Raw genomic sequence first — 22,498 nt, 5'->3', positions numbered from 1 at the left:
GGTGAACTTCACCGGAGCCGCGCTGCCCTTGGCTGCCGGCGTCGCACTGCTCGTCTTCCTGATCCGGCTCGCCCGCGAACCGCGGCGGCTCGGGAACGCCGTCTGGTTCGGGATCGCGTTGCTGCTCGGCGGCGCCTGGCTGCTGCGTGAGGCCCTGCACCTCGACTGGCTGACCCCGGTGGTGGCGGTCCTGCTGGCCGCGGTCGCCGTGATCGTCGCGCTGGTGCTGCCCGCCGCGCTGATCTTCAACGGCGTGCAGATGTGGCGGAAGGAAGGCCGCAGCACCGGGAACCTGCTTTCCCTCGCCCTCGGCGCCGGCCTGATCACGCTCGAAGTGCTGTTCTTCGTCCCGCTCGGCCGGTGGGGCACCGCGCTCGTGGCGATCGTCATCGTGCTCACCGGCTACTTCGGGTTCCTGTTCGTGTCGCTGCTGGCCTATTCGGTGCTGTACAGCCGGGTCGGGCGCCACCGGGACGTCGAAGCGATCATCGTCCTCGGCTGCGGGCTCTCGGACGACCGCGTGCCGCCGCTGCTCGCCGGCCGGCTCGAGCGCGCGATCCGGCTCTACGAAAGGGAACCCGAGCACCCGCCGCTGCTGGTCGTCTCCGGCGGGAAGGGCCCGGGCGAGAGCGTCACCGAGGCCGAGGCGATGCACGGCTACCTCCGCGAGCGCGGTGTCCCGGAGGACCGGATCCGCCGCGAGGACCAGGCGACGACGACCGAGGAGAACCTGCGGCTGTCGGCGGCGCTGCTCCCCCAGTCCGACCGCCCCGGCCGCGTCCTGGCGGTCACCAGCAACTACCACGTCTTCCGCACGGCCGTGGAGTGCCGCCGCCTCGGGCTGCCGATCCACGCGACCGGCTCCCCCACCGCGCACTACTTCCTGCCGAGCGCCCTGCTGCGCGAGTTCGCGGCGCTGATCCTGCACTACCGCCGCACGACGATCGCGGCGTGCGTCGTGATCACCGGGGCGGGCGTCGCGCTCGCCGTCGTCTAGTCCCCCGCCGGGACGGCCGCGACCGCTTCCACCTCCGCCGTGTAGTCCGGCCCCGCCAGTGCGGCCACCACGGCCAGCGACTGGGCCGGGAAGTCGCCGTCCGGGAACCACTTCGCGAACGCCTCGGCCTGCGCGGCCCGGTACCCCGCCAGGTGCTCCGTACCGGCAACCAGCGTCAGCAGCTTCACCAGGTGCTCCGGCCCGGCGCCCTGGGCGGCGAGGAGAGTCTCGAGGTTGACGAAGATCCGCCGCGCCTGGGTTTCGGCGTCCGGCCCGGCGAGGGAGCCGTCCGGCAGGACACCGAGCTGACCCGAGAGGAACACCAGCCGGTGCCCGGCCGGCACCTCGGCCAGGTGGCTGTAGCGCCCCAGCGGCGGCGCGACGGTCCCCGGATTCCAGCGTCGTGGCTTCATGCGGCCATGATCGCATGGTAGGTTCACCGCCGGATCTGGTTTGCCAAATAAACTAGTTACGAACCCGGGGCCTTCATGACCGACCTGCCACCCGCTCTCCTGCTCCACGAGATGGCCCGGCTCAAGACGCGGACCCGGGCGGACCGGCACGCGTACGTGCCACCCGTGCTGCTGTTCGGCGCGCTCGTGCTGCTCGCCCCGCTGTGGTCGTCCGGCGGCCCGGCGCGGTTCGACGTCGCCGGCGTCTGGTTCGGCACACCGATGCAGCTGTACTGGCTGATCGCGGTGGTCGGCGGATTCCCCGCCACGGCGTGCTGGTACCTCTGCCGCGGCTCCCGCTACGGGGTGCGGACGCCGATCCGCGCCTACCTCGCGGTCGGCTTCATCGGGGTCGTCGCGATCTCCTTCGGCATGCCGGTGGTCGAGTCCTTCGCCTACCGGGTCGGGCGGTCGCCGTACGCCCAGCCGTCCTTCGCGGTGCCGGTCGTCCTCATCGCGACGGCGGTGCTCGGCGGGCTCCTGTGGGTGCGGTCCACCCTCACCGGCCGCGTCGCGCGCGGCGCCGCCACCGTCGCCGCGATGCTGTCCGGCCTGGTCGCCCTGGGTGCGCTCGACCTGCTGTTCGCGCCGGTCCGGCCGTACGCGCCGCTCGTCACCGTCGCGCTCGGCCTGGTCGGGCTCGCGTGGCTGGAGCGGAGCAGACTACTGGGCGTGATCAGTGGCCTCTTCGCCGCCGCGACCCTGCTGGCGAACCTGTACAACATGCAGAACGTGTTCTTCCACCTCGGCGTTTTCGCGCGCTACGAAGGCGAAGCGACCCACGCGTTCACGAACACGCTGTTGCCGGGACTCATCCTGGTCGTGGGCGGCGTCGTGGCGTGGTTCCACGAGCGAGGGGCCCGCGCGTGAGCGAGCACCCCGCGGCGGGCCTCGACGAGACCGTGCACCAGCGGCACCGGCTCGGCATCCTGACCATCACCGCCGAGGCGGGCCAGGTCGACTTCGGTTACCTGCGCCGGACCTTGGACATGACGGCGGGGAACCTGTCCCGGCACGTCACGATCCTCGACGAGGCGGGCCTGATCGACGTCGAGAAAGGCTACGAGGGCAAGCGCCCCCGGACGTGGATCTCGATCAGCCCGGCCGGTCGCAAGGCCCTCGCCGCGGAGCTGGTCGCACTGCGGGCCCTGGTGGCCGCGGTCGAAGGAGCCGTCCCGGCGATCCGGCCGCGGACCACCTAGACCTCCCGCAGCACCGAACACGCCCGGGCCACGCCGTCCTCGGCTCGCAGCCTCGCTCCGACGTACTGCGCGCCGCGGCGGAACAGCGGATTGCCGGTCAGCTCTCGCAAGCGGGCCGTCAGGGTGTCCGCCGTCAAGTCGCGCCGCGGCAGTGGCCGGGGGCCCGCGCCGAGGCGGGACACCCGGTCGCCCCAGTAGGGCTGGTCGGAGAACACCGGGCAGACCAGCGACGGGACGCCCGCGCGCAGGGCCGCCGCCGTCGTGCCCGCGCCGCCGTGGTGGACCACCGCGGCCGTGCGGGGGAACAGCCAGGCGTGCGGGACGTCGTGGATCGGCAGCACGTCGTCGGCCGGCTCGACGGGGACGTCCGTGGCGAGCAGGCCGCGCACACCGGCGCGGCGCAACGCCGTGACCGCCTGCTCGGCCTCCACCGGGCGCATGCTGCCGAAGCCGACGTACACCGGCGGCGGGCCGGCCGCGAGGAAGTCGCGCAGCCGCGGGTCCGGGCGCCACCCGGCGGGCGGGTCGAGGAACCAGTAGCCGGTGACGTGCACCCGCGCCGGCCAGTCCGGCGGGCGGGGCACGACGGCGTCGGAAAACCCGCACAGCACCGGGGATGCCCTCCGCGGGCCGCGCATCCCGGCCGCGGGCAGGTCCAGCGAGCCGACGCGCCAGCCGTCCACAGTGGACCGCAGGAGCTGCCAGGCGAGGGCGTCGACCGCGCCGAAGCTCAGCTGACGGCCCCACGGCCCGAGCCGGTCCGCCCACGGCAGCAGCGGGTGCGGGAACGCCCGCGTCGGCACACTCGGCTGGTAGTGCAGTTCGACGTCCGGGACGCCCAGGTGCGCGGCTACGTGGGCGCCGAGGAAGCCGAGCGTCGGGGCGAGCACCAGGTCGGCGCCCGACGAGCCGGCGTGGACGTCGGCCAGCAGCCGGGCCAGCACCGGCCGCAGGACTTCACGCAGCCGGACCACGAACGTCAAGGGACCGCCCGCGGTCCACGCCTGGCCGGCGGCCGAGCCGAGGATCTCGCCGGGATCCGCCGACAGCGGCGCGAACGCCAGGCCGTGCGCCTGCACCAGCGCGCGGAAACCGGGCGCGGCGAGGACACGCACCCGGTCGCCGTCCGCGGCGAGGCCCCGGCCGAGGGCGACGCACGGCTGGACGTCACCGCGCGAGCCGGGCGCGATCACGACCACCTGACGGCTCATCGTTTCGCCGCGGTCACGCGGTAGCGCAGCCGGAACGGCAGGCTCGCCAGCACCGCCGCCACCCGCGCGTCCGCGCCCACCAGGTACCGCGGGGCCGGGCGCCGGGCGGTGAGCGCGCGGACGACGACCTGCGCCGCCCGCCGCGGCGGCACTCCCGAGCGGGCGGAGCGCGCGGCGCTGCGTTCGGCCGCCGCCAGCTGGGCCGCGTAGCGCACGAGACCCGCGTCGGGCAGCGCCGCCCGCACCTCCTCGGCCGCCGCACGGGCTCGCGGCCAGATCGCCGTGGCGACCGCGCCCGGCTCGACGAGCACGACGTCGATGCCTTCCGGCGCGAGCTCGGCGCGCAGGGTGTCGGTCAAGCCGACCAGGGCGAACTTCGACGTGTGGTACGGCCCGATCATCGGCCCGGCGATCCGCCCGCCGATCGAGCCGACCGTCACCACCCGCGGCGTCTCGGCGACGCGCAGGGCGGGCAGCATCACCTGGGTGACCGCGAGCTGCCCGACGACGTTCACGTCGAGCTGCTCCCGGAACACCTCCAGGGGCACGTATTCGAGCGGGCCCGGCCGCGCGAGGCCGGCGTTGTTCACCAGGCCGTGCAGCGGTCCGCCGGCCACGACCCGCGCACCGCACGCGGCGATCGACTCCGCGTCCCGCAGGTCCATCCGCAGCACCGTCACCGCGTCGCCGTACGCGCTCTCGAGCTCCTTCTCGTCGACGTCGGTGCGCACGCTCGCCCACACGTGGGCGCCGCGCCGGACCAGCTCGGCCACACACGCCCGGCCGATCCCGGAGGACGCGCCGGTGACCACATAGGACAGTCGCGTCACGACGCCGCCCCCGCGGCCAGGACCTGCAGCATCCGGGGCCACGTCCGGTGCAGCTGCTCCTGCCAGTAGGCCCACTGGTGCGTGCCGGGCCCGTAGAGGTCGATCGTCGCCGGGACGCCGAGGGCGCGCAGGCGGGCGGCCATCGCGGTGGTCTGGCCGCCGCACAGGTACTCCAGGAGCATCGCGCCGGGCAGGACGTCGATCGGGAGCTTGCCGTCCAACGGCCCGGGCAGCCCGTTGCCCGCCGAGAGGTACAGCTCGGTGCCGCGCAGGCGGTCCGCGTTGACCAGCGGATCGTGCGCCTCCCAGCGCGCCGGCTCCCGGCGCCGGTCGCCCCACAGCGCCTCGGGATCGAGCTTCGCGGACGTCACGATGGCGTCGGTCAGCAGCTCCCCGGTGGGGCCCGTCGGGTTCAGGTTGCCGCTGTAGGACGCGGCGTAGCGGAACACGCCGGGCCGGCGCGCGGCGAGCTCGATCGCGCCGTACCCGCCGAGGGAGAGCCCCGCCGCCGCACGCCGGCCGTCCCCCCGGTAACCCCGGTCGATCAGCTGCGGCAGTTCGACCGCGGTGAACGTCTCCCACTGGTTGAGGGCGAGGTCCTTGCCGTAGTTCCACCAGTCGGTGAAGAAGCCCGCCGGGCCGGCGCCGGGCATCACGACCAGGGCATCGGCGTCGTCGGCGAGCTGCCGGACGTCGGTGTTGGCGCTCCAGCCGCGGTAGTCCTGCAGCCGGGTCTCCCCCGCCAGGAGGTAGACCGCCGGCCACCGGCGATCGGGGTGTGCGGCCCAGTCCTCCGGCAGGATCAGCCGGACCATGGCGTAGGCGCCGACGCCGGTCGAGCGCACGGTCAGGTCCAGCGTCCGCGGGTCGCCGCCGACGGTGGCTTCGGCGACGACGTGCGTCCCGTCGTCGGCGCGCGCGGCCGGCGGTTCGGCGGCCTGGGCCGGTGTGGCGGCGACGCTCGGCAGCAGGCAGCTCAGGGTGGTCAGCAGCGCGACGGCGGGTCGGTGTTTCATGCGCATACGTATTCCTTTCTCCGGTCGTTCGATCGAATCCGGAAAAGTGACGGCGATCACCCGGAAAACGTTCGGGATGTGCGCACAAGTTAGAGGACAACGGACCCGTCCGGCAATTGTCTTGTCCGCCACACGGCCGGACAATGTGAATGGGAGAAGAACAGAAACGCGTCGACCTCCCCCACGAGGGTGAGCCCGCGATCACCCTCGGTGACCTACCCCGGCCTACTCATGGGTAACCCCGCACCTCACCGGCCGAATCTCGGCGATTTCGCAGCTCACGCCCTGTATATGAACGACGTTTACGATTTCTTGAGCCTCTTCCGGTAACCGATTACCTGTCGTAGCCTTCCCCTGAACCGCCCGGGCCGGCGTCCACCGCACGCCCCGGCGAAGCCGTCCCACCGCGGGGACCGCGCACCTTCGAACCCCACCGGAAGGGCTTTTCCATGACTGCCCGAATTCGTCGACCGTCCCGTTTTCCGCCGGTCCGCGCCGCTGCCCTTCTGGTCATCGCCGCGGCGGCAGGCACCATTTCCGGCTCGGCGGGAAAACCGGAAACGACACCTCCGGTTTCCCGCCCGCCCGCCGTTCCCCAGGGAGTCCTGCTGCCGCCCGAGGTGGTTCCGGCGGCTGCGCGCGACACCTTCGACGTCGCCACCGCGCTGTCCACTTCGGACCGGGCAGACGACGGCGGCGGGTGCGCCGACGTGGTCCACGGCCGGCTGCTGCGGCCCGGGGACGCCGTCGGACAGGGTTTCCAGTCGGCCGTGGCCGGCGGGCAGGTCGCCGAACTCGTCGCCCGCACCACCCTCCCCGCCGACCTGGCGACGTGGGCCGGCCAGGCCCGCCGGTGCGCGCACGTCACCGTCGACGACCCGCAGGGCACCGCCGTCTCGACACTCACCGTGCGCCCCGGACCCGCCGTCCCCGGTGCGGAAACCCTGTCCTACCAGCAGGTCCTGACCCTGCCCGGCCAGCCGGCCGAGCTGCCGGGCCTGCGGCTGCGCACCGTCGCCATCGCCGCCGGCGACGTGCTCGTCCTGCTCCGCGACGCCGGAGCCACCGAGCTCGACCTCGACACCCTGGCCGTCACCGCGTGGCAGCACGCGGCGCCGCGGCTGGGCCGATAGACCGGAGGAGCACCCCATGAACCTGGCCCCGGAAAGCCCGGCGAACGACACCTTGACCGCGTGCCTGCGGCACTGGGCGACGGTCAAGCCCGAGGACCCTGCCCTGACCTTCGCCGACTACAGCGTCGATCGCGACGGGCGGCGGCGGACCCTCACCTGGCGGGAGCTGGCCGCGCGCGTCGACGCCGCCGCGAGCGCGCTGCCGGTCCGGCCCGGCGACCGGGTGGCCGTGCTCTGCCCGCAGGGCGTGGACTACGTCGTCGGCTTCCTCGCCGCGCTCACCGTGGGCGCGATCGCCGTGCCGCTGTTCGACCCCGGCCTGCCCGGGCACGCCGGGCGGCTCACGGCGGTGCTCGCCGACTGCGCGCCCACGGCCGTCGTCACGACGTCCGCCGCGCGCCCCGCCGTGGCGGAGTTCCTCGGCGGGAGCGTGGAGATCGTGGTGGTCGACCGTGCCGCCACCACCCGGACCCGGCCCGCTCCGGAGGCGCAGGCCGGCGACGTCGCGTACCTGCAGTACACGTCGGGCTCGACCCGCTCCCCCGCCGGCGTGGTGCTGACCCACGCGAACGCGCTCGCCAACGTGCGGCAGGCCGTGCGGGGGCTCGGCCTCGACCCGCGCGAGGCCAGCACCGTCTCGTGGCTGCCGCTGTTCCACGACATGGGCCTGATCCTCGGCCTGATCACGCCGCTGGTGCTGGGCCTGCGTTCGGTGCTGATGGACCCGCTGGCCTTCATCGAACGGCCGGTCCGCTGGCTGGAGCTGCTGGGCGACCGGCCCGGCGCGTGGAGCGCCGCGCCGAACTTCGCCTTCCACTACTGCGCGAGCCGCGTGCGCGACGCCGATCGCGCCCGGCTGCGCCTCGGCGGTGTCGCCGCGATCGTCAACGGGGCCGAGCCGATCAATCCGGACGTCCTCGACCGCTTCCACACCGCCTTCGCCGCGGCCGGCTACCGGCCGCGGATGACGCGCCCGTCGTACGGCCTGGCCGAGGCGACCGTCTTCGTGACCACCGCCGCCGACGCCGCCCCGCGCGTCACGACGTTCGACCGCGACGCGCTCGGCGAGGGCACCGCGCGGGAGGCGGGTGCCGGCGTCCGGCTGGTCGCCTGCGGTGCCCCGGCAGGCCAGCACGTGGCGCTCGTCGCCCCGGACACCGCCGTCGCGCTCCCGGACGGGTCGGTCGGCGAAATCTGGGTCCACGGCCCCAACGTCGGCGACGGGTACTGGCAGAACCCCCTCGACAGCACGGAAACCTTCGGCGCCCGGCTCACCGGCGACCACAGCGGACTGCCGGAAGGGCCGTGGCTGCGCACCGGCGACCTCGGCGTCCGGCACGGCGGCGAGCTCTACATCGCCGGCCGGCTCAAGGACCTGCTCATCGTCGACGGCCGCAACCACTACCCGCAGGACGTCGAGGCGACCGTGGCCGCCGCGGACCAGGCGATCCGCCCGGGCAGCGTGGCCGCGTTCGCGATCGAGGGCGCCGACACCGAGGACGCGGTCGTCGTCGCGGAGCACCGCGGGCACGCCGAGCTGACCGAACAGTCCGAACGGGACCTGGCCGCGACGGTCCGGCGGCTCGTGGCCGACGCGCACGGCCTGGCGCTGCGGGACGTCGTCCTCGTGCCGCAGGGCCACGTGCCGCGGACCTCCAGCGGCAAGATCGCCCGGAGCGCCTGCCGCGACCGCTACCTCGCCCACGAGTACGGAAAGGCCTTGGTGCGATGAGAAACCCGACGCCCGAAACCCTGCGTCGCTGGCTGCTCGACACCGTCGCCGAGCACACCGGCGTCGACGCCGCCCGGCTCGAACCCGACCGCCCGCTCGGCGACTACGGCCTGTCCTCCCGCCAGGCCGTCGGCATCGCCGCGGACCTCGAAGACCTGCTCGGTACCCGGCTGCCGTCGACCCTGCTGTGGGAAAGCCCGACCATCGACCACCTCGCGCGCAGCCTCACCGGCGGCGCGGAACCCGACGTCGCCCCGGCCACCGACCGGCGCCGCACCGACCCGGTCGCCGTCGTCGGCCTGGGTTGCCGCTGGCCCGGCGCCGACGGCCTCGAGCAGTTCTGGGACCTGCTGCGGACCGGGCGGGACGCCGTCCGGACCGCGCCGCCGGGCCGCTGGAGCGCCGACGCCGCGCCGGTCGTCGGCGGCTTCCTCGACGACGTCGCCGGGTTCGACGCCGAGCACTTCGGCATCACGCCCCGCGAAGCCGCGACGATGGACCCGCAGCAGCGGATGCTCCTGGAGGTGACCTGGGCGGCCCTCGAACACGCGGGGATCGCGCCGGCTTCGCTGCGCGGCAGCCGCACCGGCGTGTTCACCGGGATCGCCACCCACGACTACGGGCACCTGACCATGGGCGGTGACGGCGTCGACCTGTGGACGGCCACCGGCGCCGCGGGCAGCATCGCGGCCAACCGGCTGTCCTACGTGTACGACCTGCGCGGGCCGAGCATGGCCGTGGACACCGCCTGCTCGTCGTCGCTGGTCGCGGTGCACCACGCGGTGCGGGCGCTGCGCGACGGCGAGGCGGACCTGGCGCTGGCCGCCGGCGTCAACCTGATGCTGCTGCCCGGGCCGACCGCCGCGTTCGCCGCGGCCGGGCTGCTCGCCGGCGACGGCCGGTGCAAGACGTTCGCGGCCGCCGCCGACGGCATCGCGCGCGCCGAGGGCTGCGGCGTCGTCGTGCTCAAGCGGCTGGCCGACGCCGAGGTCGACGGCGACCGCGTGCTGGCGGTGATCCGCTCCTCGGCGGTGAACTCCGACGGCCGGTCCAACGGCATGGCGGCGCCGAACCCCGTGGCCCAGCAGGCGATGCTGCGGGACGCCTACCGCGCCGCCGGACTCGATCCGTCCACTGTGGACTATGTCGAGGCCCACGGCACGGGCACCCTTCTCGGCGACCCGATCGAGGCCCGCTCGCTCGGCGCGGTGCTGGGTGCGGGGCGGCTTCCCGAGCGGCCGCTGCTGATCGGCTCGGTGAAGACGAACATCGCGCACGCGGAGGCCGCCGCCGGGATCGCCGGGCTGATCAAGGTCGTGCTGGCCATGACCCACGACGTGCTGCCGCCGCAGCTGCACTTCGACGCGCCCAGCCCGCACATCCCGTTCGACGAGCTGCGGCTGCGGGTCGTCACCGAGGCGACGCCGTGGCCGCGGCACGCCGGGCGCGCCACCGCCGGGGTGTCGGCCTTCGGGTTCGGCGGGACGAACGCGCACGTGGTGCTGGAAGAGGCCGCGCCGAACCCGGCTTCGCACCGCGCGGGCGTCCGGATCGCGCTCGTGTCGGCCCGGACCCGCGATCGGCTCACCGAGCGGGCCGCGCAGCTCGCGAGCTGGCTGGAGACGTCGTCCGATCCGCTCGCCGATGTCACGCACACGTTGTCCCGGCGGGACAACGGCGCCCGGCACCGGGCCGCGTTCGTCGCCGGGGACACCGCCGAGCTGGCGTCGCTGCTGCGCGCCGTCGAGGCCGACCCGCTGCCCGCCGGTGCGGCGATCGGCACCGCGCGGGACGTCGAGGGCCCGGTGTTCGTCTTCTCCGGCCACGGTTCGCAGTGGCCCGGGATGGGCCGCGGGCTGCTGGACGCCGAACCGGCGTTCACAGCCCAGGTCGACAAGCTCGGCGACCGGTTCACCGAGCACACCGGGCAGTCGCTGCGCGCGCTGCTCACGACGTCCGAGCCACGGCCGCTACCGCAGACCCAGGCGGCGATCTTCGGGACGCAGATCGCGCTGGCCGCGCGGTGGGAGGCCCTCGGCGTCCGGCCCGCGGCCGTCATCGGGCACTCCCTCGGGTCGGCGGCGGCCGCCGTGGTGAGCGGTGCTCTCGACGTCGACGAAGGCGTCCACCTGGTGGCCACGCGGGCGCGGCTGCTGGGTCGTGTTCCCGCCGGCGGGATGGCTGCGGTCGAGCTGTCGCCGACCGAGCTGGCGGCGTACGCGGGTGTCGAGCTGGCCGTCGACTCCGCGCCGCGGCAGCTGACGGTGGCCGGGTCCGCGGTGGTCCTGGATCGGCTGGTCGCCGAACTGACGGCCGCCGGTCGCACCGCGCGCCGGCTGCCGGTGGAGGTGCCGGGGCATTCGGCGGGCGTCGTCCCGGTGGTGGCCGCGCTGCGAGAGGCCTTGGCCGAGCTGGGCGGTCGCCGGCCGGCGGTGCCCTGGTACGACACGGTGCTGGCCGACCCGCGCGAGCTGCCGGACTTCGACGCCGGGTACTGGGCCGCGCACCTGCGCCGGCCGGTCCGGTTCCGGCAGGCGGTGACGGCGGCCGCCGAAGACGGGCACCGCACGTTCGTCGAGGTGTCGCCGCACCCGATCCTGCGGGGCTCGGTGGCTCGGACACTCGCGGCCGCCGGTGTCGACGACGTCGTGGTCACCGGGACTCTGCGCCGGGGCCAGGACGAGGTGCGCGCGTTCGGGGCGGCGGCCGCGGCCCTGTACTGCGCGGGGGTGCGGGTCACGCCGGCCGATCCGGGCGACGGGGCGCGGCTGGTGGACGTCCCGCCGATGCCGTGGCGCCACGAGCGGCACTGGTTCACCTCGACGGCCGGGGGGCCTGCCGAGCCGGACCGTGTTCCCGCCGCCGTGGCGCCACCCGGTCCCGCACCCCGCGCGGAGACCGATCGGCTCACCGAAATCGTCGCCGCCGTCATGGGGCTGCGGCCGGATCGGCTCGACGCCGACGTGCCGCTCGTCGAACTCGGGCTGGACTCCCTGATGGCGAACCGGATCCGGGAGACCCTCCGGCGCGAGCTCGGCACCGAGCCCGACGCCGCGGCGGTCCTGCGCGGGGCCACCCTCGCCGACCTCAACCGCGATCTCGCGCTCCGGCGAGGCGAGTCCCCGCGGCCGGCACGCGGACGCGCCTGGGACGCCGCCGACCGCCTGGTCCTGCGGCTGTGGACCCGGCACACCGGGGCCGAGCCGAGCGGCACGCACGTCCGGCTGTCCGGCGCGGGCCGGCCGGCGCACCTCGCGCAGCTGCTCGCCGACGGGCTCACGACCGAGCTGGCGACCCCGGTCGACGCCGCCGAACTGCTGCGGCACGACTCCCTGGCCGCCATCGCCGACGTCGCGCGGGCCGTCCTCGACACCCGCGAGGAACGCGGGCCGGTCCACGTCCTCACGGCCGGGGACGCCGGTGTCACACCGCTGCTGTTGTTCCACCCCGGCGGGAGCACCTGCACCGTCTACCGGCCGCTGCTCGACCGGTTGCCCGGCGAACTGCCGTGTGTCGGCTTCGAACGCGTCCCCGGCGGCAGTGTCGAGGAGCGTGTCGAGCGGCTGCTGCCGCTGGTGCGCGAGACCCAGCGGACCGGGCCGTACCGGCTGGCCGGCTGGTCGTTCGGCGGGGCGCTGGCTTACGGCGTCGCCGCGAAGCTCGCTGAGGAGGGCGAAGACGTCGAACTCGTGGCGCTCATCGACACGATGCTGCCGCTGCCGGAACCGGAACTCGACCCGCGGGCGTCGTCGGCGCGGCGCTTCCTGCGGTTCACCGGGTACGTCGAGGGCACCTACGGCCGGGCCGTCCGCCTCGGTCACGGTGAGCTGGCGCCGCTGCCCGAGGATGAGCAGATCGAGCTGACCATGCGGCGGGTCGCCGAGGCCGGCCTGCTCAGCCCCGGTGTGCTGCGGCACCAGCACCAGTCCTTTTTGGACACGCTCGCCGCGGAACGCGCGGTGCCGCCGCCCTACGACGGCCGGGTGGTGCTCTACCGGGCGACCGAACCGTACGCCGCCGGGCTGGCCTTGGAGCCGCGCTACTCCCGCACCGACGCCGCGGCGGGGTGGGCGGACCTGTGCCCGCGGCTGGAGATCGTGCCGGTGGCGGCGCACCACCTGTCGGTCGTCGACCCGCCGCACGTCGACGTCGTCGCGCGGCACCTGACGGGCCTGCTGTGGTCGTGACCCGGGCGCCGGCTCGCGCGTGGCCGTCGCTCGCGGTGCTCGGCGCCGGGCTCTTCCTGGTCGCGGTGGACGCCACCGTGCTGCACGTCGCACTGCCCGATCTGGTCCGGCAGCTGCGGCCCGGCGCGTCGGCCCAGGTCTGGATCGTGGCGATCTACCCGCTCACCGCGGCGCCGCTGCTGTTGCCGTTCGGCACTCTCGGCGACCGCTACGGCCGGCGCCGGGTGCTCGTGGCCGGGTACGCGGTGTTCGGCGTCGCGTCGCTGGCCTGCGCGTTCGCTCCCGGCGTCCCGGCGCTGCTCGCGGCCCGCGCGGTGCTCGGCTGCGGCGGCGCGATGATCATGCCGACGACGATGTCGCTGCTGCGGGAGCTGTTCCCGGAGCAGCGGCGAAGGCGGACGGCCATCGCGGTGTGCAGCGGCATCGCCGGCACGGGTTCGGTGTTCGGGCCGGTGCTGGGCGCGGTGCTCGTCGAGACGTGGGGCTGGCGCGCGACGTTCCTGGTCAACCCGCCGGTGATCCTGGCCGCGATCGTCCTCGCGCTGCGGTGGCTGCCGCGGACCCCGCCCGCGCGGCGGCGCTGGGACGGCGTCAGCGCGCTGTTCGCGGCCGGCGGCGTGCTCGGGATCGCCTACGGCGGCCTGCTGCCGTCGCTGGCCGGGTGTGTCCTCGTCGGGCTGTTCGTGCGGCGCCAGCGCCGGGCGGACGCGCCGTTGCTGGACCTGACGCTGTTCCGGCAACCGGGTGTGCCGGGCGCGGTCGGCGGGGTGCTGCTGGTGATGAGCACGCTCGTCGGGCTCGGCTTGCTGTTCGCGCAGTACCTGCAGCTGGTGCTGGGCCTGTCCCCCACGGCCGCGGCGACCCGCCTGCTGCTGGTGCTCGGCGCGTCGGCCGCGGGCAGCGTGGTGGCGCCGGCGTTGCTGCAGCGGTTCGGCAACACCCGGGTGCGGACGGCCGGCTTCGCGGTGACGGCGGTGTCGCTGCTGGTGCCCGCTCTCGACGCGGTCGGCTTGCTGGGTTTCGCGTTGGCGGGCTTGGGTTTCGGGATGGCGCTGGCGTTGACGTCGAGCACGGACACGCTGCTGTCGGCCACCCCCGCCGCCTCGGCCGGCGGGGCGGCGGCGGTGGAGAAGACGGGCTACGAGCTGGGCGCGGGCTTCGGCACAACGCTGTTCGGCTCCCTGGCCGCGGCGGTGTACGCGGCGCACCTGTCCGTGCCACCCGGTCTCCCGCCGGCGGCGCGGCACTTGGCCGCGGCGGGCCCGGCCCAGGCGGAAGTCGCGGCGGCGGGCTTACCGGGCCCGATGGCTTCGGACCTGCTCACGGCGGCCCGCGCGGCTTGCGCGGCGGGGTTGCAGGTGTCGGCGGGTGTCGCGTGCGGCGTGTTCACGCTGGCCGCTTTGGCGGCCGCGTTCCGCCGGTACCGCAGTCGCGAGGCCGAAGCCCCGCCGTGAGCGCGAGGCGGCGACCCGGCGCCAGGTCCGTGAATGGCACATCGAGGGACTCAGACCCCGATCCGCCGGTCGTGGCTCGCGTAGGCAGGTGATCGGCGTGACGCCAGGGGTTCTCGAGGTTGCCGGGCCGAGGTGCGACGCACCCAACGCCACGGTGGGGCGCATCACCCGCCGCCGAAGGCCCAGAGTTCGGCGTCGCACGGGCTCCGGCGCGCGGGCGAGATCATCGGTGGAGCCAGGTCCGAGTCCCTCGATGTGCCATTCACGGACGTGGGAGCTGCGGGAGGCGGGGTTGCCGCGCCGGAGCGGTCGTGAGCGGGAAACCGGGCCAGAACCCGGTTTCCCGCTCACGACCCCGCGCCGCCGGTACGTTGTGGGGGCTCAGCGGAACCAGCCGCCTCCGCGCAGGGCCGGGCCGCGGGGCTCTATCGGCAACGAGCCCTGGCTCGGGGGCCACAGCGTCGTCGCCGGGACGTGGCGTAGCCGCCTTCGCAGCGTGTTCAGCGGGAGCGGACGGCGGCGGGTCAGCATCGTCGTCGTGCGGGGGTGGAGGTCGACGAACGGGTACGTCGCGTGCAGCGCCGCCAGGCGGCGTTCCAGGCGGAGGCTGCGGTCGGTCAGCTCGTCCGGGCCCACCACCGGCTGCACCACCAGGAACTCGCCCGGGCCCAGGCGCACCGCGCGGTCCAGCGGACGCAGGCCGTCGCGCAGGAGGTCCGCGATGTTCTGCTCGGTGTGCATCCGGATCCGGTTGCCGTGGCGGCGTTCGACCGCGGTGAGGTCGTCGACCGTCACCAGGACCAGCCCGAGCGGCACCGTGTCCGTCGCGTCGCCGAGCCACGGCGTGATGCCCGCCAGCGTCGCCAGCCCCGTCTCCGCGTCGACCGGTCCGGCGGCCGGCGGCGAAAGCGCCTCCAGCCGCGCCGCCACGTGCCGCAACGCGGCCTCCGCCCGGCTTTCGACGTCGACTGCCGCAGGCGCGTCCACCGACGCGAGGATCTCGCTCACCTTGTGCCGCACCGCGGGCGGCAGGCGGTCGCCCAGCGCGTCGCGCAGCCGGACGACCTCGGCGTACGCCTCGTCGCGCCGCAGGCCCCAGCGGCCGCGGAACAGCCGCGCCGACTCGATCGACGTCGCCTGCGGGTCGACGTCGTCGAGGTCCTGGGCCACCACGGACGCGCCGAACGTCGGTGACAGGACCGCGACCGACCACTCGCGCGCCATGCTCTCGTCCGGGCGCAGCAGCACCGGGGTGACGCCGTGCGGCAGGTCCGGGCGGCCCGAGTCGACCATGCCGACCACGGTGACCGCGGCCGTCCGCGCGATCCGCGCGTACACCTCGCGCTCCCGTTCGAAGTACGGCAGCCGCTGGAAGAGCGCGAACACCACGGTGTCCGCGCCGGTGCCTTCGGCCAGCGCCGCCCGCTCCACCGCGTGGGACGCCGTCACCAGCGCACGTTTGGACAGCACGCCGGCGCGGGCCGAGGACACGTCGGGCATCGGAGATCGCTCTCGCCGGGGGAAGGGAGACAACCACCGTAGAAGAACCCGCCGTGAGCGGCTAGGTACACAATGGAGTGAACGTCGGGGTGAACATCAGCCGGCCTCGGCAGCGTACGAACGCAGGATCTCCGTGGTCGCGCCGAGAAAACGCGCGACGCTTTCGGCGTGGTCCGGTTCGAGGCCGTCGGTCAGCGCGGTGATCGCGTCGACGAGCGGCGCCAGCGCGGCCCGGACCTCGGCGCGGGCCGGGTCGGTGACGGTGAGCGTGATCCGGCGCCGGTCGCTCGGGTGCGGGCCGCGGCGGACGTGCCCGGCGGCTTCGAGACGGTCGACGAGCACGGTGGCCGACGCCGAGCGGATCTTGAGCGCGTGCGCGAGGTCGACGGTGCCCATCGGCCCGCCGCCGGCCAGGTGCTGCAGGGCCTGCACGTCGGTCGGGCCGAGCGCGAGCCGCCGGGCTAGGGCCTGCTGCACGTCGTGCGCGAGCGCCAGGAGTTCGCGCAGGGCCAGGTTCACCCGCAGCGCGACGGAACTGTCTTCCACCGGGCCATCCTAGGGGTCGCTAGACAAACTAGCGAATGTTGCTAGATTGTCTAGCGACCCCGAAGAAAGGCACGACCGTGGACATCCGTGCGATGAACGCCGAAATGGCGGCGAAGCTGGTCGACGCTCCCGCCGAGACGCCGCCCGAAGGCGGCTACGCGCTGCGTGTGGTCGAGACGCGCGGCCGCAGCACCGGCACACCGCGGCAGACTCCCCTGGCCGTGGTCGCCCGCTCGGACCGCCACTACCTCGTCTCCCCCGTCCGCGACCGCGACTGGGTCGCCAACCTCGTCGCCACGCCGGACTGCGCGCTGCTCTCGGCGGCCGGACGCCAGGAGTGCCGGGCCGACGAGATCGGCGGCGCGGAGGCGGCCGAGGTCGTCGCGACGTACCTGGCGGCGATGGCGGTGCCGTGGGCGATCAAGGCCTTCCCCGTCCCGCAGGACGCGAGCCCCGCCCAGATCCGCGAGCACCTGCCGGACATGGCGGTCTTCCGCTTGTCGGACAAGGACGAGCGATGAGTGTCGCCATCGCCGGCGGCGGTCCCGGCGGGCTGGTGCTCGGCTACCTGCTCGCCCGGGCCGGTGTCGAAGTCACCGTCCTCGAGTCCCACGGCGACTTCGACCGCGACTTCCGCGGCGACTCGCTGCACCCGTACACCCTCGAACTGCTCGACCGCCTGGGCCTGGCCGACGACCTCCTCGAACTCGACCACTTCAAGGCGCGCTCGTTCCGGTTCCACACCCCGGCCGGGACGTACAGCTGCGCCGACTACGACCGCCTCCCGACGCCGTTCGGCTACGTCGCGCTGATGCCTCAGGTGCGGTTCCTCGACTTCCTCGCCGAACGCGCGAGCGCGCTGCCGGCGTTCACCCTGCGGACGAGCGCCAAGGTCACCGGCCTCCTCGAAGACGCCGAGGGGACCGTCACCGGCGTCCGGTACCGGGGCGGCGAGCTGACGGCGTCCCTCGTCGTCGGCGCCGACGGCCGGTTCTCGACGATGCGCCGGCTGGCCGGGCTGCCGGCAAAGTCCCTGGGCGCCACCACCGACCTGCTCTGGTTCCGGCTGCCGCGCTCGCCCGCCGACCCGGGCGACGCCGACCTCGACCTGTACTTCGGGCGTGAGGCCTACGTCGGCGTCCTCGGCGGCGTCCGCGACTGGCAGGTCGGCTACAGCATCGAGAAGGGGTCCTACCCCGCGCTGCGCGACGGCGGCGTCGAACCGATCCGCGCGTTCCTGCGCGAGCGCGTGCCGTGGCTCGCCGACCGCGCGCACCTGCTCACCGACTTCAGTCAGACGACGCTGCTGTCGGTGGACATCTCCCGCGTCGAACGCTGGCACCGGCCGGGCCTGCTGCTGCTCGGCGACGCCGCGCACGTCATCTCCCCGGTCGGCGGCAACGGGATCCTGATGGCGATCCAGGACGCCGTCGCCGCGGCGAACCGGCTGGTCCCGGCGCTGCGCCGCGGCGAAACACCGGATCTCGCCGCCGTCCAGGCCGACCGGATCCGGGCGATCGAACACGTCCAGGCCGACCAGGTCCGCGTCGAACGCCGGTCCGCCGCGGCCCGGGCCCGCGGCCGGAGCGCGGCACCGCCGGGGTTCCTGCGGGCCCTGTTCGCGATCCCGGCCCTGCGGACCCGCGGCGCGCGGAACAACGCCTACGGCCCGTTCCCGCCGGAACTCGACGAGGCCGCGGTGCTCGGTCAGCGGCTCCCGTCGTAGGACGCCGGGCCGACCCGGTCACCCGCACCCGCCGGCGCGATTGACCGGGGCACCGGCGGGGAACCCGGGGCATATGACGCCCATCGAACCCGCGGCCCCGGTGCCGAAACCCGGACCGGCCCCCGTGCAGGGCATCGGCATGCTGATCGGCCTGCTGTTCCTCGTGCTCGGCGCGTGCGAGCTGATCCCGGGGGTCACCGCCGACAACCAGCTGTTCGGCGTGTTCGCCGTGTCCGGCGTGTGGACGCTCGTCCACCTGCTCACCGGCGCCGCCGCCGTGTTCTGCACCCGCTCCCCCGCCTTCGCGAGCCGGTTCCTGCTCGCCGGCGGGATTTGTTACGTCGTCCTGGGGATCGCCGGTCTGCTCCCGCTGCCCGACGCCGTCACCGACGTCCTGCCGATGAACGGCGCCGGCGTCTGCCTCGCGCTGGGGCTCGGCACGGCGATGGTCATCCTCGGAGCGGGCTGGCTCCGGAACGCACCGCCGCGCGAGCGGTGAGGAACTCCGGGGCCGGGAAGCGCACCAGCACCGCGGCGAGCAGCAGCGCGAGTCCGAAAAGGACGTAGCCGTTCCCGGTCAGCTGCTGGAAGATCGTCCAGTGGCGCTCGACCTGCTCCCCGCGGGGCCACCACCACTGCGGGCCCGCGACGAACAGGACCGCGCCCGCCCCGGCGAACACCGCGAGGCCGCGGCGCCGGGTGCGGCGCGCCAGCTCCGCCCAGCCGAGCAGCACGACCACGGCCCACACCCAGTGGTGCGTCCACGAGATCGGCGAGACGAGCAGGCCGCCGACGGCGTTGACGCCGAGCGCGATCGTGCGCTCCCCCGCGGCCAGCGCGCGTCGCACTCCCAGCGCCGTCAGCACGAGCACGACCGCCACCAGGGGCAGCCACCACGCCGTCCGCGCATCCGCCGGCACGCCGGCCCGCGCCAGCAGGCCCAGCAGCGACTGGTTGCCGGCGTAGGTCGGCTCGCCGACACGGCCGGTGTCCCAGAGCGCGCCCGTCCAGTACCGGACCGAGTCCGCGCCGGCGAGCAGGAAGCCCAGCGCCGTCGCGGCCAGGAACGTCACGACGGCGGTCACCGCGGCGCGGGTGTCGCGGCGCAGCAGGAAGTACAGCAGGAACACCGCCGGGGTCAGCTTCACCGCGGCGGCGACGCCGATCAGCAGGCCGCGTGGCCACTTCGGGGTGTCCACGAGGACGTCGAGCACGACGAGGGCGAGCAGCAGCAGGTCGATCTGGCCCGCGTACACCGTGCGCAGGACCGGTTCGAGCACCTCGGCGAGCAGCAGCACGGCGGTGATCCGGCGCCAGCCGCGCAGGCCCGGCGGCAGCACGCCGAGCGCGCCCAGCACGGTCGAGAGGACCACGGCCAGCAGGCCGAGGGTGAGCAGCGTCAGCAGGAGGCAGGCCAGCCAGTACGGCAGGAGCGTGAGCGGCGTCAGCACGATCGCCGCGAACGGCGGGTAGGTGAAGAGCAGGAACTGGCCGTCCTGGGTCCGGGGCAGCGTGCCGTAGAGCGCGTCGCCGTGCAGCAGCGCCGCCGAGCCCAGCCGGTAGACGTCCAGGTCGACGCGGTACGCGGGGAACCGCAGCCAGCCGCCGGTGACCGAGACGAGCAGCGGCACCAGCAGGAGCAGCTGCGCCCCCAGCAGCACGTACTTGTTGCCCAGCCTGCGCCGTAAGCCCCGCACCCGCTCCCCCTCCGGTGTCTCCCCGCATTCTGTCGGTTCCCCGCGGCTGCGCCATCCGGGTATCCCCCGGATGCACCCCGGGGAAAACCGGTTGCCGGGAGTGAGCGGACCGGCGAACCTGGTCCGATGGGGACACCGGGCGGCTTCGCCTATCAGGCCGACGAACGCGGCACCGTGACGATCACCCACCACGGCCGTCCCGCCGGGACGCTGCGAGGGGGTGCCGCCGCGCGCTTCCTGGCGGCCGTCGAGAAGGACGACCCGCAGCTGGTGATGGCGAAAGCGACGGGCAACTACAAACACGGCAACGAGCGCCAGGCCCGCGAACACGCGCGCAACCGGGGTCGTTGAGGGCTCACGAGAAGTTCCACCCCGTTCGGCGTAACCCCACCGGACGGATGGGCTAACATCGGCCACCGTGCCGAAGACCTCGCCAAAGATTCACGCCGACCCGAACATCGGCTTCGCGTGGCTGAGGATGATCGGCGCGATCACCGTGATCGTCGATCACAGCATGCCGCTGCTGCACCCGGACCGGCTGACGATCTTCCCCGCGTCCTGGCACATGTCGCCGGGCTACATCGCGCTGATGGGGTTCTTCGCGATGAGCGGCTACCAGATCCAGGACAGCTGGGCGCGCGACCCGTCGTGGTGGCGGTTCTCCGCGCGGCGGCTGCTGCGGATCATGCCGCCGCTGGTCGTGGTGCTGCTGGTGACCGTGTTCGTCATCGGCCCGCTGGTGACGACCTGGCCGGCGCACGACTACTGGACGCACATCCAGACCTGGCGCTACCTGGTCGGCACGACCGTGCTGTTCTACATGCAGCACGAGCTGCCCGGGGTGTTCAGCGGCAACCCGTACCCGTTCTCCGTGAACGGCGCGCTCTGGACGCTGCCGATGGAACTGCTCGGGTACGCGCTGGTCCTCGTCGTGGGCATCATCATCCTGATCGGGATGCCGCGCTGGTTCCTGTTCCTCGTCCTCGGCGGCATGGTCTACACGGACACGGTGCTGCACGCGACGTTCGAGCAGCACGGCCTGGGCGGCTCGCTGCTGGTCGTGCCGATCGGGTCGACGGTGTCGTTCCTGGTCCCGTTCGTGATCGGCGTGATCCTGCACAGCTACCGGGAGAAGATCCCGTTCCGGCCGTTGTACGCGTGGATCCTGTTCGCCGCCTACCTGGGCCTGAGCCAGACACCGGCGAGCCGGTACGCGCTCGCGCTCAGCGCCGCCTACGGCGCGATCACCCTGGCGATGCACTGGCCGAAGCGGCTGGAAGCGGCCGGGCCGTGGGTGTACGGCAGCTACGGCACCTACATCTGGGGCTTCCCGATCCAGCAGCTGTTCATCCTCGCCGGGGTGCGTCAGGTGTGGCTGCTGATCCTCTTGGCCGTGCCCAGCGCCTACGTCGTCGGGCAGCTGTCCTGGAGCTACATCGAAAAACCGACGCAGCGGCTGCGGCGGCACCTGCGCGCGCCCGCGCCCAAGCGGCCCGCGGTCGCGCCCCCGGTACCCGCGCGGGCTCGCCAGCTCCATTGATACCCGGCATGCTGGCGATGTGGCCTACGACGTGCAGAAGATCCGCGAGCACTTCCCCGCGCTGACCGAAGGCGCCGCCCACTTCGACGGACCGGGCGGCTCCCAGACCCCCGACGTCGTCGGCGAGGCGGTGGCCGGGACGCTGTGTTCCGCGATCGCCAACCGCGGTTTTGTCACCCCCGCCGAACGACGCGCTTCCGAAGTCGTCGCCCAGGCCCGCCAGGCCGTGGCCGATCTGCTCGCCGCGTCCCCGGAGGGCGTCGTCTTCGGCCGGAGCATGACGCAGCTGACCTACGACTTCGCCCGCACCCTGGCCAAGGACTGGGGCCCCGGCGACGAAGTCGTCGTCACCCGGCTCGACCACGACGCGAACATCCGCCCCTGGGTGCAGGCCGCCGAAGCGGTCGGCGCGACCGTGCGCTGGGCGGACTTCGACCCCGCGACCGGGGTGCTCGCGACGGACGCCGTCGCCGGGCTGCTGTCGGAGCGGACCCGGCTCGTCGCCGTCACCGCCGCGTCCAACCTGCTCGGCACCCGGCCGGACGTGCCCGCGATCGCCGCGGCCGTGCACGACGCCGGCGCGCTGCTCTACCTCGACGGCGTCCACCTGACCCCGCACGCGGTCGTCGACGTCGCCGCCCTCGGCGCGGACTTCTACGCCTGCTCGCCGTACAAGTTCCTCGGCCCGCACCTGGGCGTGGTCGCCGCCGCGCCGGCGTTGCTGGAGACACTGCACCCGGACAAGCTGCTGCCCTCGAGCGACGCCGTGCCGGAGCGCTTCGAGCTGGGCACCCTGCCGTACGAGCTGCTGGCCGGGACGACGGCGGCCATCGACTTCCTCTCGAACCTCGTCGAGGGCCCCGGCCTCCGCCCCGAACGGCTCGCCCGGTCACTGAAGGCGTTGGAGGAGCACGAAAACGCGCTGCTCACGCGGCTCGAGACGGGACTGGCCGCACTCCCCGGCGTCACCCGGTACGGCGCGCCGGGCCGGATCCGCACGCCGACAGTGCTGTTCACCGTCGACGGCGTGGCACCGGCGGAGGTCTACAGCTTCCTGGCCACCCAGGGGGTGAACGCCCCCGCCGGTACTTTCTACGCGATCGAGACGGCCCGTCACCTCGGGATCGCCGACGCCGGCGCGGTGCGAGCGGGAATCGCGCCGTACACCAGCGAAACCGACGTCGACCGTCTCGTGGCGGGAGTGGCCGCGCTGGCCGTCGGCTGAGGAGTCTGCCGCGGCTTGTCGTGAGTGTTCAGGGCGGTTAGAACCGCCCT

At 74.2% G+C, this 22,498-nt stretch carries 20 protein-coding genes; 13 read left to right on the top strand and 7 right to left on the bottom strand.

Annotated elements, in window-relative coordinates; genetic code table 11:
• Position 1: 1 nt before the first annotated feature.
• Positions 2-997: a YdcF family protein gene (locus OHS18_RS04070; RefSeq protein ID WP_328615977.1), complete on the top strand. Its 996-nt coding sequence runs from the start codon at positions 2-4 to the stop codon at positions 995-997.
• On the opposite strand, the gene OHS18_RS04065 is transcribed toward OHS18_RS04070, so the two are convergent.
• Positions 994-1,410, bottom strand: coding sequence for a RidA family protein (locus tag OHS18_RS04065; RefSeq protein WP_328615976.1), 417 nt, complete (start codon positions 1,408-1,410; stop codon positions 994-996). The two genes, OHS18_RS04070 and OHS18_RS04065, sit on opposite strands and share 4 nt — an antisense overlap.
• A gap of 75 nt (positions 1,411-1,485) precedes the next feature.
• Between OHS18_RS04065 and OHS18_RS04060 the strand changes: the two genes are divergently transcribed.
• On the top strand, positions 1,486-2,319 hold the full coding sequence (locus OHS18_RS04060; RefSeq protein ID WP_328615975.1) for a hypothetical protein: 834 nt from the start codon (positions 1,486-1,488) through the stop codon (positions 2,317-2,319).
• Positions 2,316-2,651: a transcriptional regulator gene (locus OHS18_RS04055; protein WP_328455944.1), complete on the top strand. Its 336-nt coding sequence runs from the start codon at positions 2,316-2,318 to the stop codon at positions 2,649-2,651. Before OHS18_RS04060 ends, OHS18_RS04055 begins: the two co-directional genes overlap by 4 nt.
• On the opposite strand, the gene OHS18_RS04050 is transcribed toward OHS18_RS04055, so the two are convergent.
• The 3 genes from OHS18_RS04050 to OHS18_RS04040 are packed head-to-tail and all read right to left on the bottom strand — an operon-like array spanning position 2,648 to position 5,708.
• Positions 2,648-3,862 (bottom strand): glycosyltransferase, encoded by a 1,215-nt coding sequence (locus OHS18_RS04050; protein ID WP_328615974.1) that lies wholly within the window; start codon positions 3,860-3,862, stop codon positions 2,648-2,650. The two genes, OHS18_RS04055 and OHS18_RS04050, sit on opposite strands and share 4 nt — an antisense overlap.
• Positions 3,859-4,692 carry an SDR family NAD(P)-dependent oxidoreductase gene (locus OHS18_RS04045; RefSeq protein WP_328455947.1) on the bottom strand — a complete coding sequence of 278 codons (834 nt, stop codon included), beginning with the start codon at positions 4,690-4,692 and terminating at the stop codon, positions 3,859-3,861. The genes OHS18_RS04050 and OHS18_RS04045 overlap by 4 nt, the downstream gene beginning before the upstream one ends.
• Positions 4,689-5,708, bottom strand: a complete 1,020-nt coding sequence (locus OHS18_RS04040; protein ID WP_328455949.1) for an alpha/beta hydrolase — start codon at positions 5,706-5,708, stop codon at positions 4,689-4,691. The genes OHS18_RS04045 and OHS18_RS04040 overlap by 4 nt, the downstream gene beginning before the upstream one ends.
• A 620-nt stretch (positions 5,709-6,328) precedes the next feature.
• Here OHS18_RS04040 and OHS18_RS04035 point away from each other — a divergent pair.
• From OHS18_RS04035 to OHS18_RS04020, 4 genes are read left to right on the top strand one after another with little or no spacing between them, the layout of a single operon-like run.
• Positions 6,329-6,841 (top strand): hypothetical protein, encoded by a 513-nt coding sequence (locus OHS18_RS04035; protein ID WP_328615973.1) that lies wholly within the window; start codon positions 6,329-6,331, stop codon positions 6,839-6,841.
• 16 nt (positions 6,842-6,857) lie between these two features.
• On the top strand, positions 6,858-8,573 hold the full coding sequence (locus OHS18_RS04030) for a fatty acyl-AMP ligase (protein WP_328615972.1): 1,716 nt from the start codon (positions 6,858-6,860) through the stop codon (positions 8,571-8,573).
• Positions 8,570-12,760 carry a beta-ketoacyl synthase N-terminal-like domain-containing protein gene (locus tag OHS18_RS04025; RefSeq protein ID WP_328615971.1) on the top strand — a complete coding sequence of 1,397 codons (4,191 nt, stop codon included), beginning with the start codon at positions 8,570-8,572 and terminating at the stop codon, positions 12,758-12,760. The genes OHS18_RS04030 and OHS18_RS04025 overlap by 4 nt, the downstream gene beginning before the upstream one ends.
• Positions 12,757-14,214, top strand: coding sequence for an MFS transporter (locus OHS18_RS04020; RefSeq protein ID WP_328615970.1), 1,458 nt, complete (start codon positions 12,757-12,759; stop codon positions 14,212-14,214). Before OHS18_RS04025 ends, OHS18_RS04020 begins: the two co-directional genes overlap by 4 nt.
• Positions 14,215-14,595: 381 nt before the next feature.
• Here OHS18_RS04020 and OHS18_RS04015 read toward each other — a convergent pair whose 3' ends face one another.
• Together OHS18_RS04015 and OHS18_RS04010 are read right to left on the bottom strand one after the other, a co-directional pair.
• Entirely contained in the window at positions 14,596-15,714 is a 1,119-nt protein-coding gene (locus OHS18_RS04015) for a DICT sensory domain-containing protein (RefSeq protein WP_328615969.1), read from the bottom strand.
• 96 nt (positions 15,715-15,810) lie between these two features.
• A complete protein-coding gene (locus tag OHS18_RS04010) occupies positions 15,811-16,260 on the bottom strand; it encodes a MarR family winged helix-turn-helix transcriptional regulator (protein ID WP_328615968.1) in 450 nt (149 codons plus the stop codon).
• Between the two features lie 77 nt (positions 16,261-16,337).
• Between OHS18_RS04010 and OHS18_RS04005 the strand changes: the two genes are divergently transcribed.
• From OHS18_RS04005 to OHS18_RS03995, 3 genes are all read left to right on the top strand, one after another.
• The gene (locus OHS18_RS04005; protein ID WP_328455961.1) at positions 16,338-16,781 is read left to right on the top strand and encodes a nitroreductase/quinone reductase family protein; all 444 of its coding nucleotides are present in this window, start codon (positions 16,338-16,340) and stop codon (positions 16,779-16,781) included.
• Positions 16,778-17,986 carry an FAD-dependent oxidoreductase gene (locus OHS18_RS04000; protein WP_328615967.1) on the top strand — a complete coding sequence of 403 codons (1,209 nt, stop codon included), beginning with the start codon at positions 16,778-16,780 and terminating at the stop codon, positions 17,984-17,986. The genes OHS18_RS04005 and OHS18_RS04000 overlap by 4 nt, the downstream gene beginning before the upstream one ends.
• A 73-nt stretch (positions 17,987-18,059) precedes the next feature.
• Positions 18,060-18,485, top strand: coding sequence for a DUF4383 domain-containing protein (locus OHS18_RS03995; RefSeq protein ID WP_328455965.1), 426 nt, complete (start codon positions 18,060-18,062; stop codon positions 18,483-18,485).
• On the opposite strand, the gene OHS18_RS03990 is transcribed toward OHS18_RS03995, so the two are convergent.
• Complete coding sequence (locus OHS18_RS03990) at positions 18,436-19,683, bottom strand: glycosyltransferase 87 family protein (protein ID WP_328615966.1); 1,248 nt, start codon at positions 19,681-19,683, stop codon at positions 18,436-18,438. The two genes, OHS18_RS03995 and OHS18_RS03990, sit on opposite strands and share 50 nt — an antisense overlap.
• 126 nt (positions 19,684-19,809) lie before the next feature.
• Here OHS18_RS03990 and OHS18_RS03985 point away from each other — a divergent pair, with 126 nt between their 5' ends.
• The 3 genes from OHS18_RS03985 to OHS18_RS03975 all read left to right on the top strand — a co-directional run bounded on the left by OHS18_RS03985 (position 19,810) and on the right by OHS18_RS03975 (position 22,448).
• Positions 19,810-20,034: a hypothetical protein gene (locus OHS18_RS03985; protein WP_328615965.1), complete on the top strand. Its 225-nt coding sequence runs from the start codon at positions 19,810-19,812 to the stop codon at positions 20,032-20,034.
• 67 nt (positions 20,035-20,101) lie between these two features.
• Positions 20,102-21,223 (top strand): acyltransferase family protein, encoded by a 1,122-nt coding sequence (locus OHS18_RS03980; protein WP_328615964.1) that lies wholly within the window; start codon positions 20,102-20,104, stop codon positions 21,221-21,223.
• 19 nt (positions 21,224-21,242) lie between these two features.
• Positions 21,243-22,448, top strand: a complete 1,206-nt coding sequence (locus OHS18_RS03975) for a cysteine desulfurase-like protein (protein ID WP_328615963.1) — start codon at positions 21,243-21,245, stop codon at positions 22,446-22,448.
• Positions 22,449-22,498: the final 50 nt, after the last annotated feature.

Origin of the sequence: Amycolatopsis sp. NBC_00355 (genome assembly GCF_036104975.1) — a bacterium.
Classification (GTDB): Bacteria; Actinomycetota; Actinomycetes; order Mycobacteriales; family Pseudonocardiaceae; genus Amycolatopsis.
Note: the sequence above shows the minus strand (reverse complement) of the source record. Positions and strands in the feature narration are given on the sequence as shown.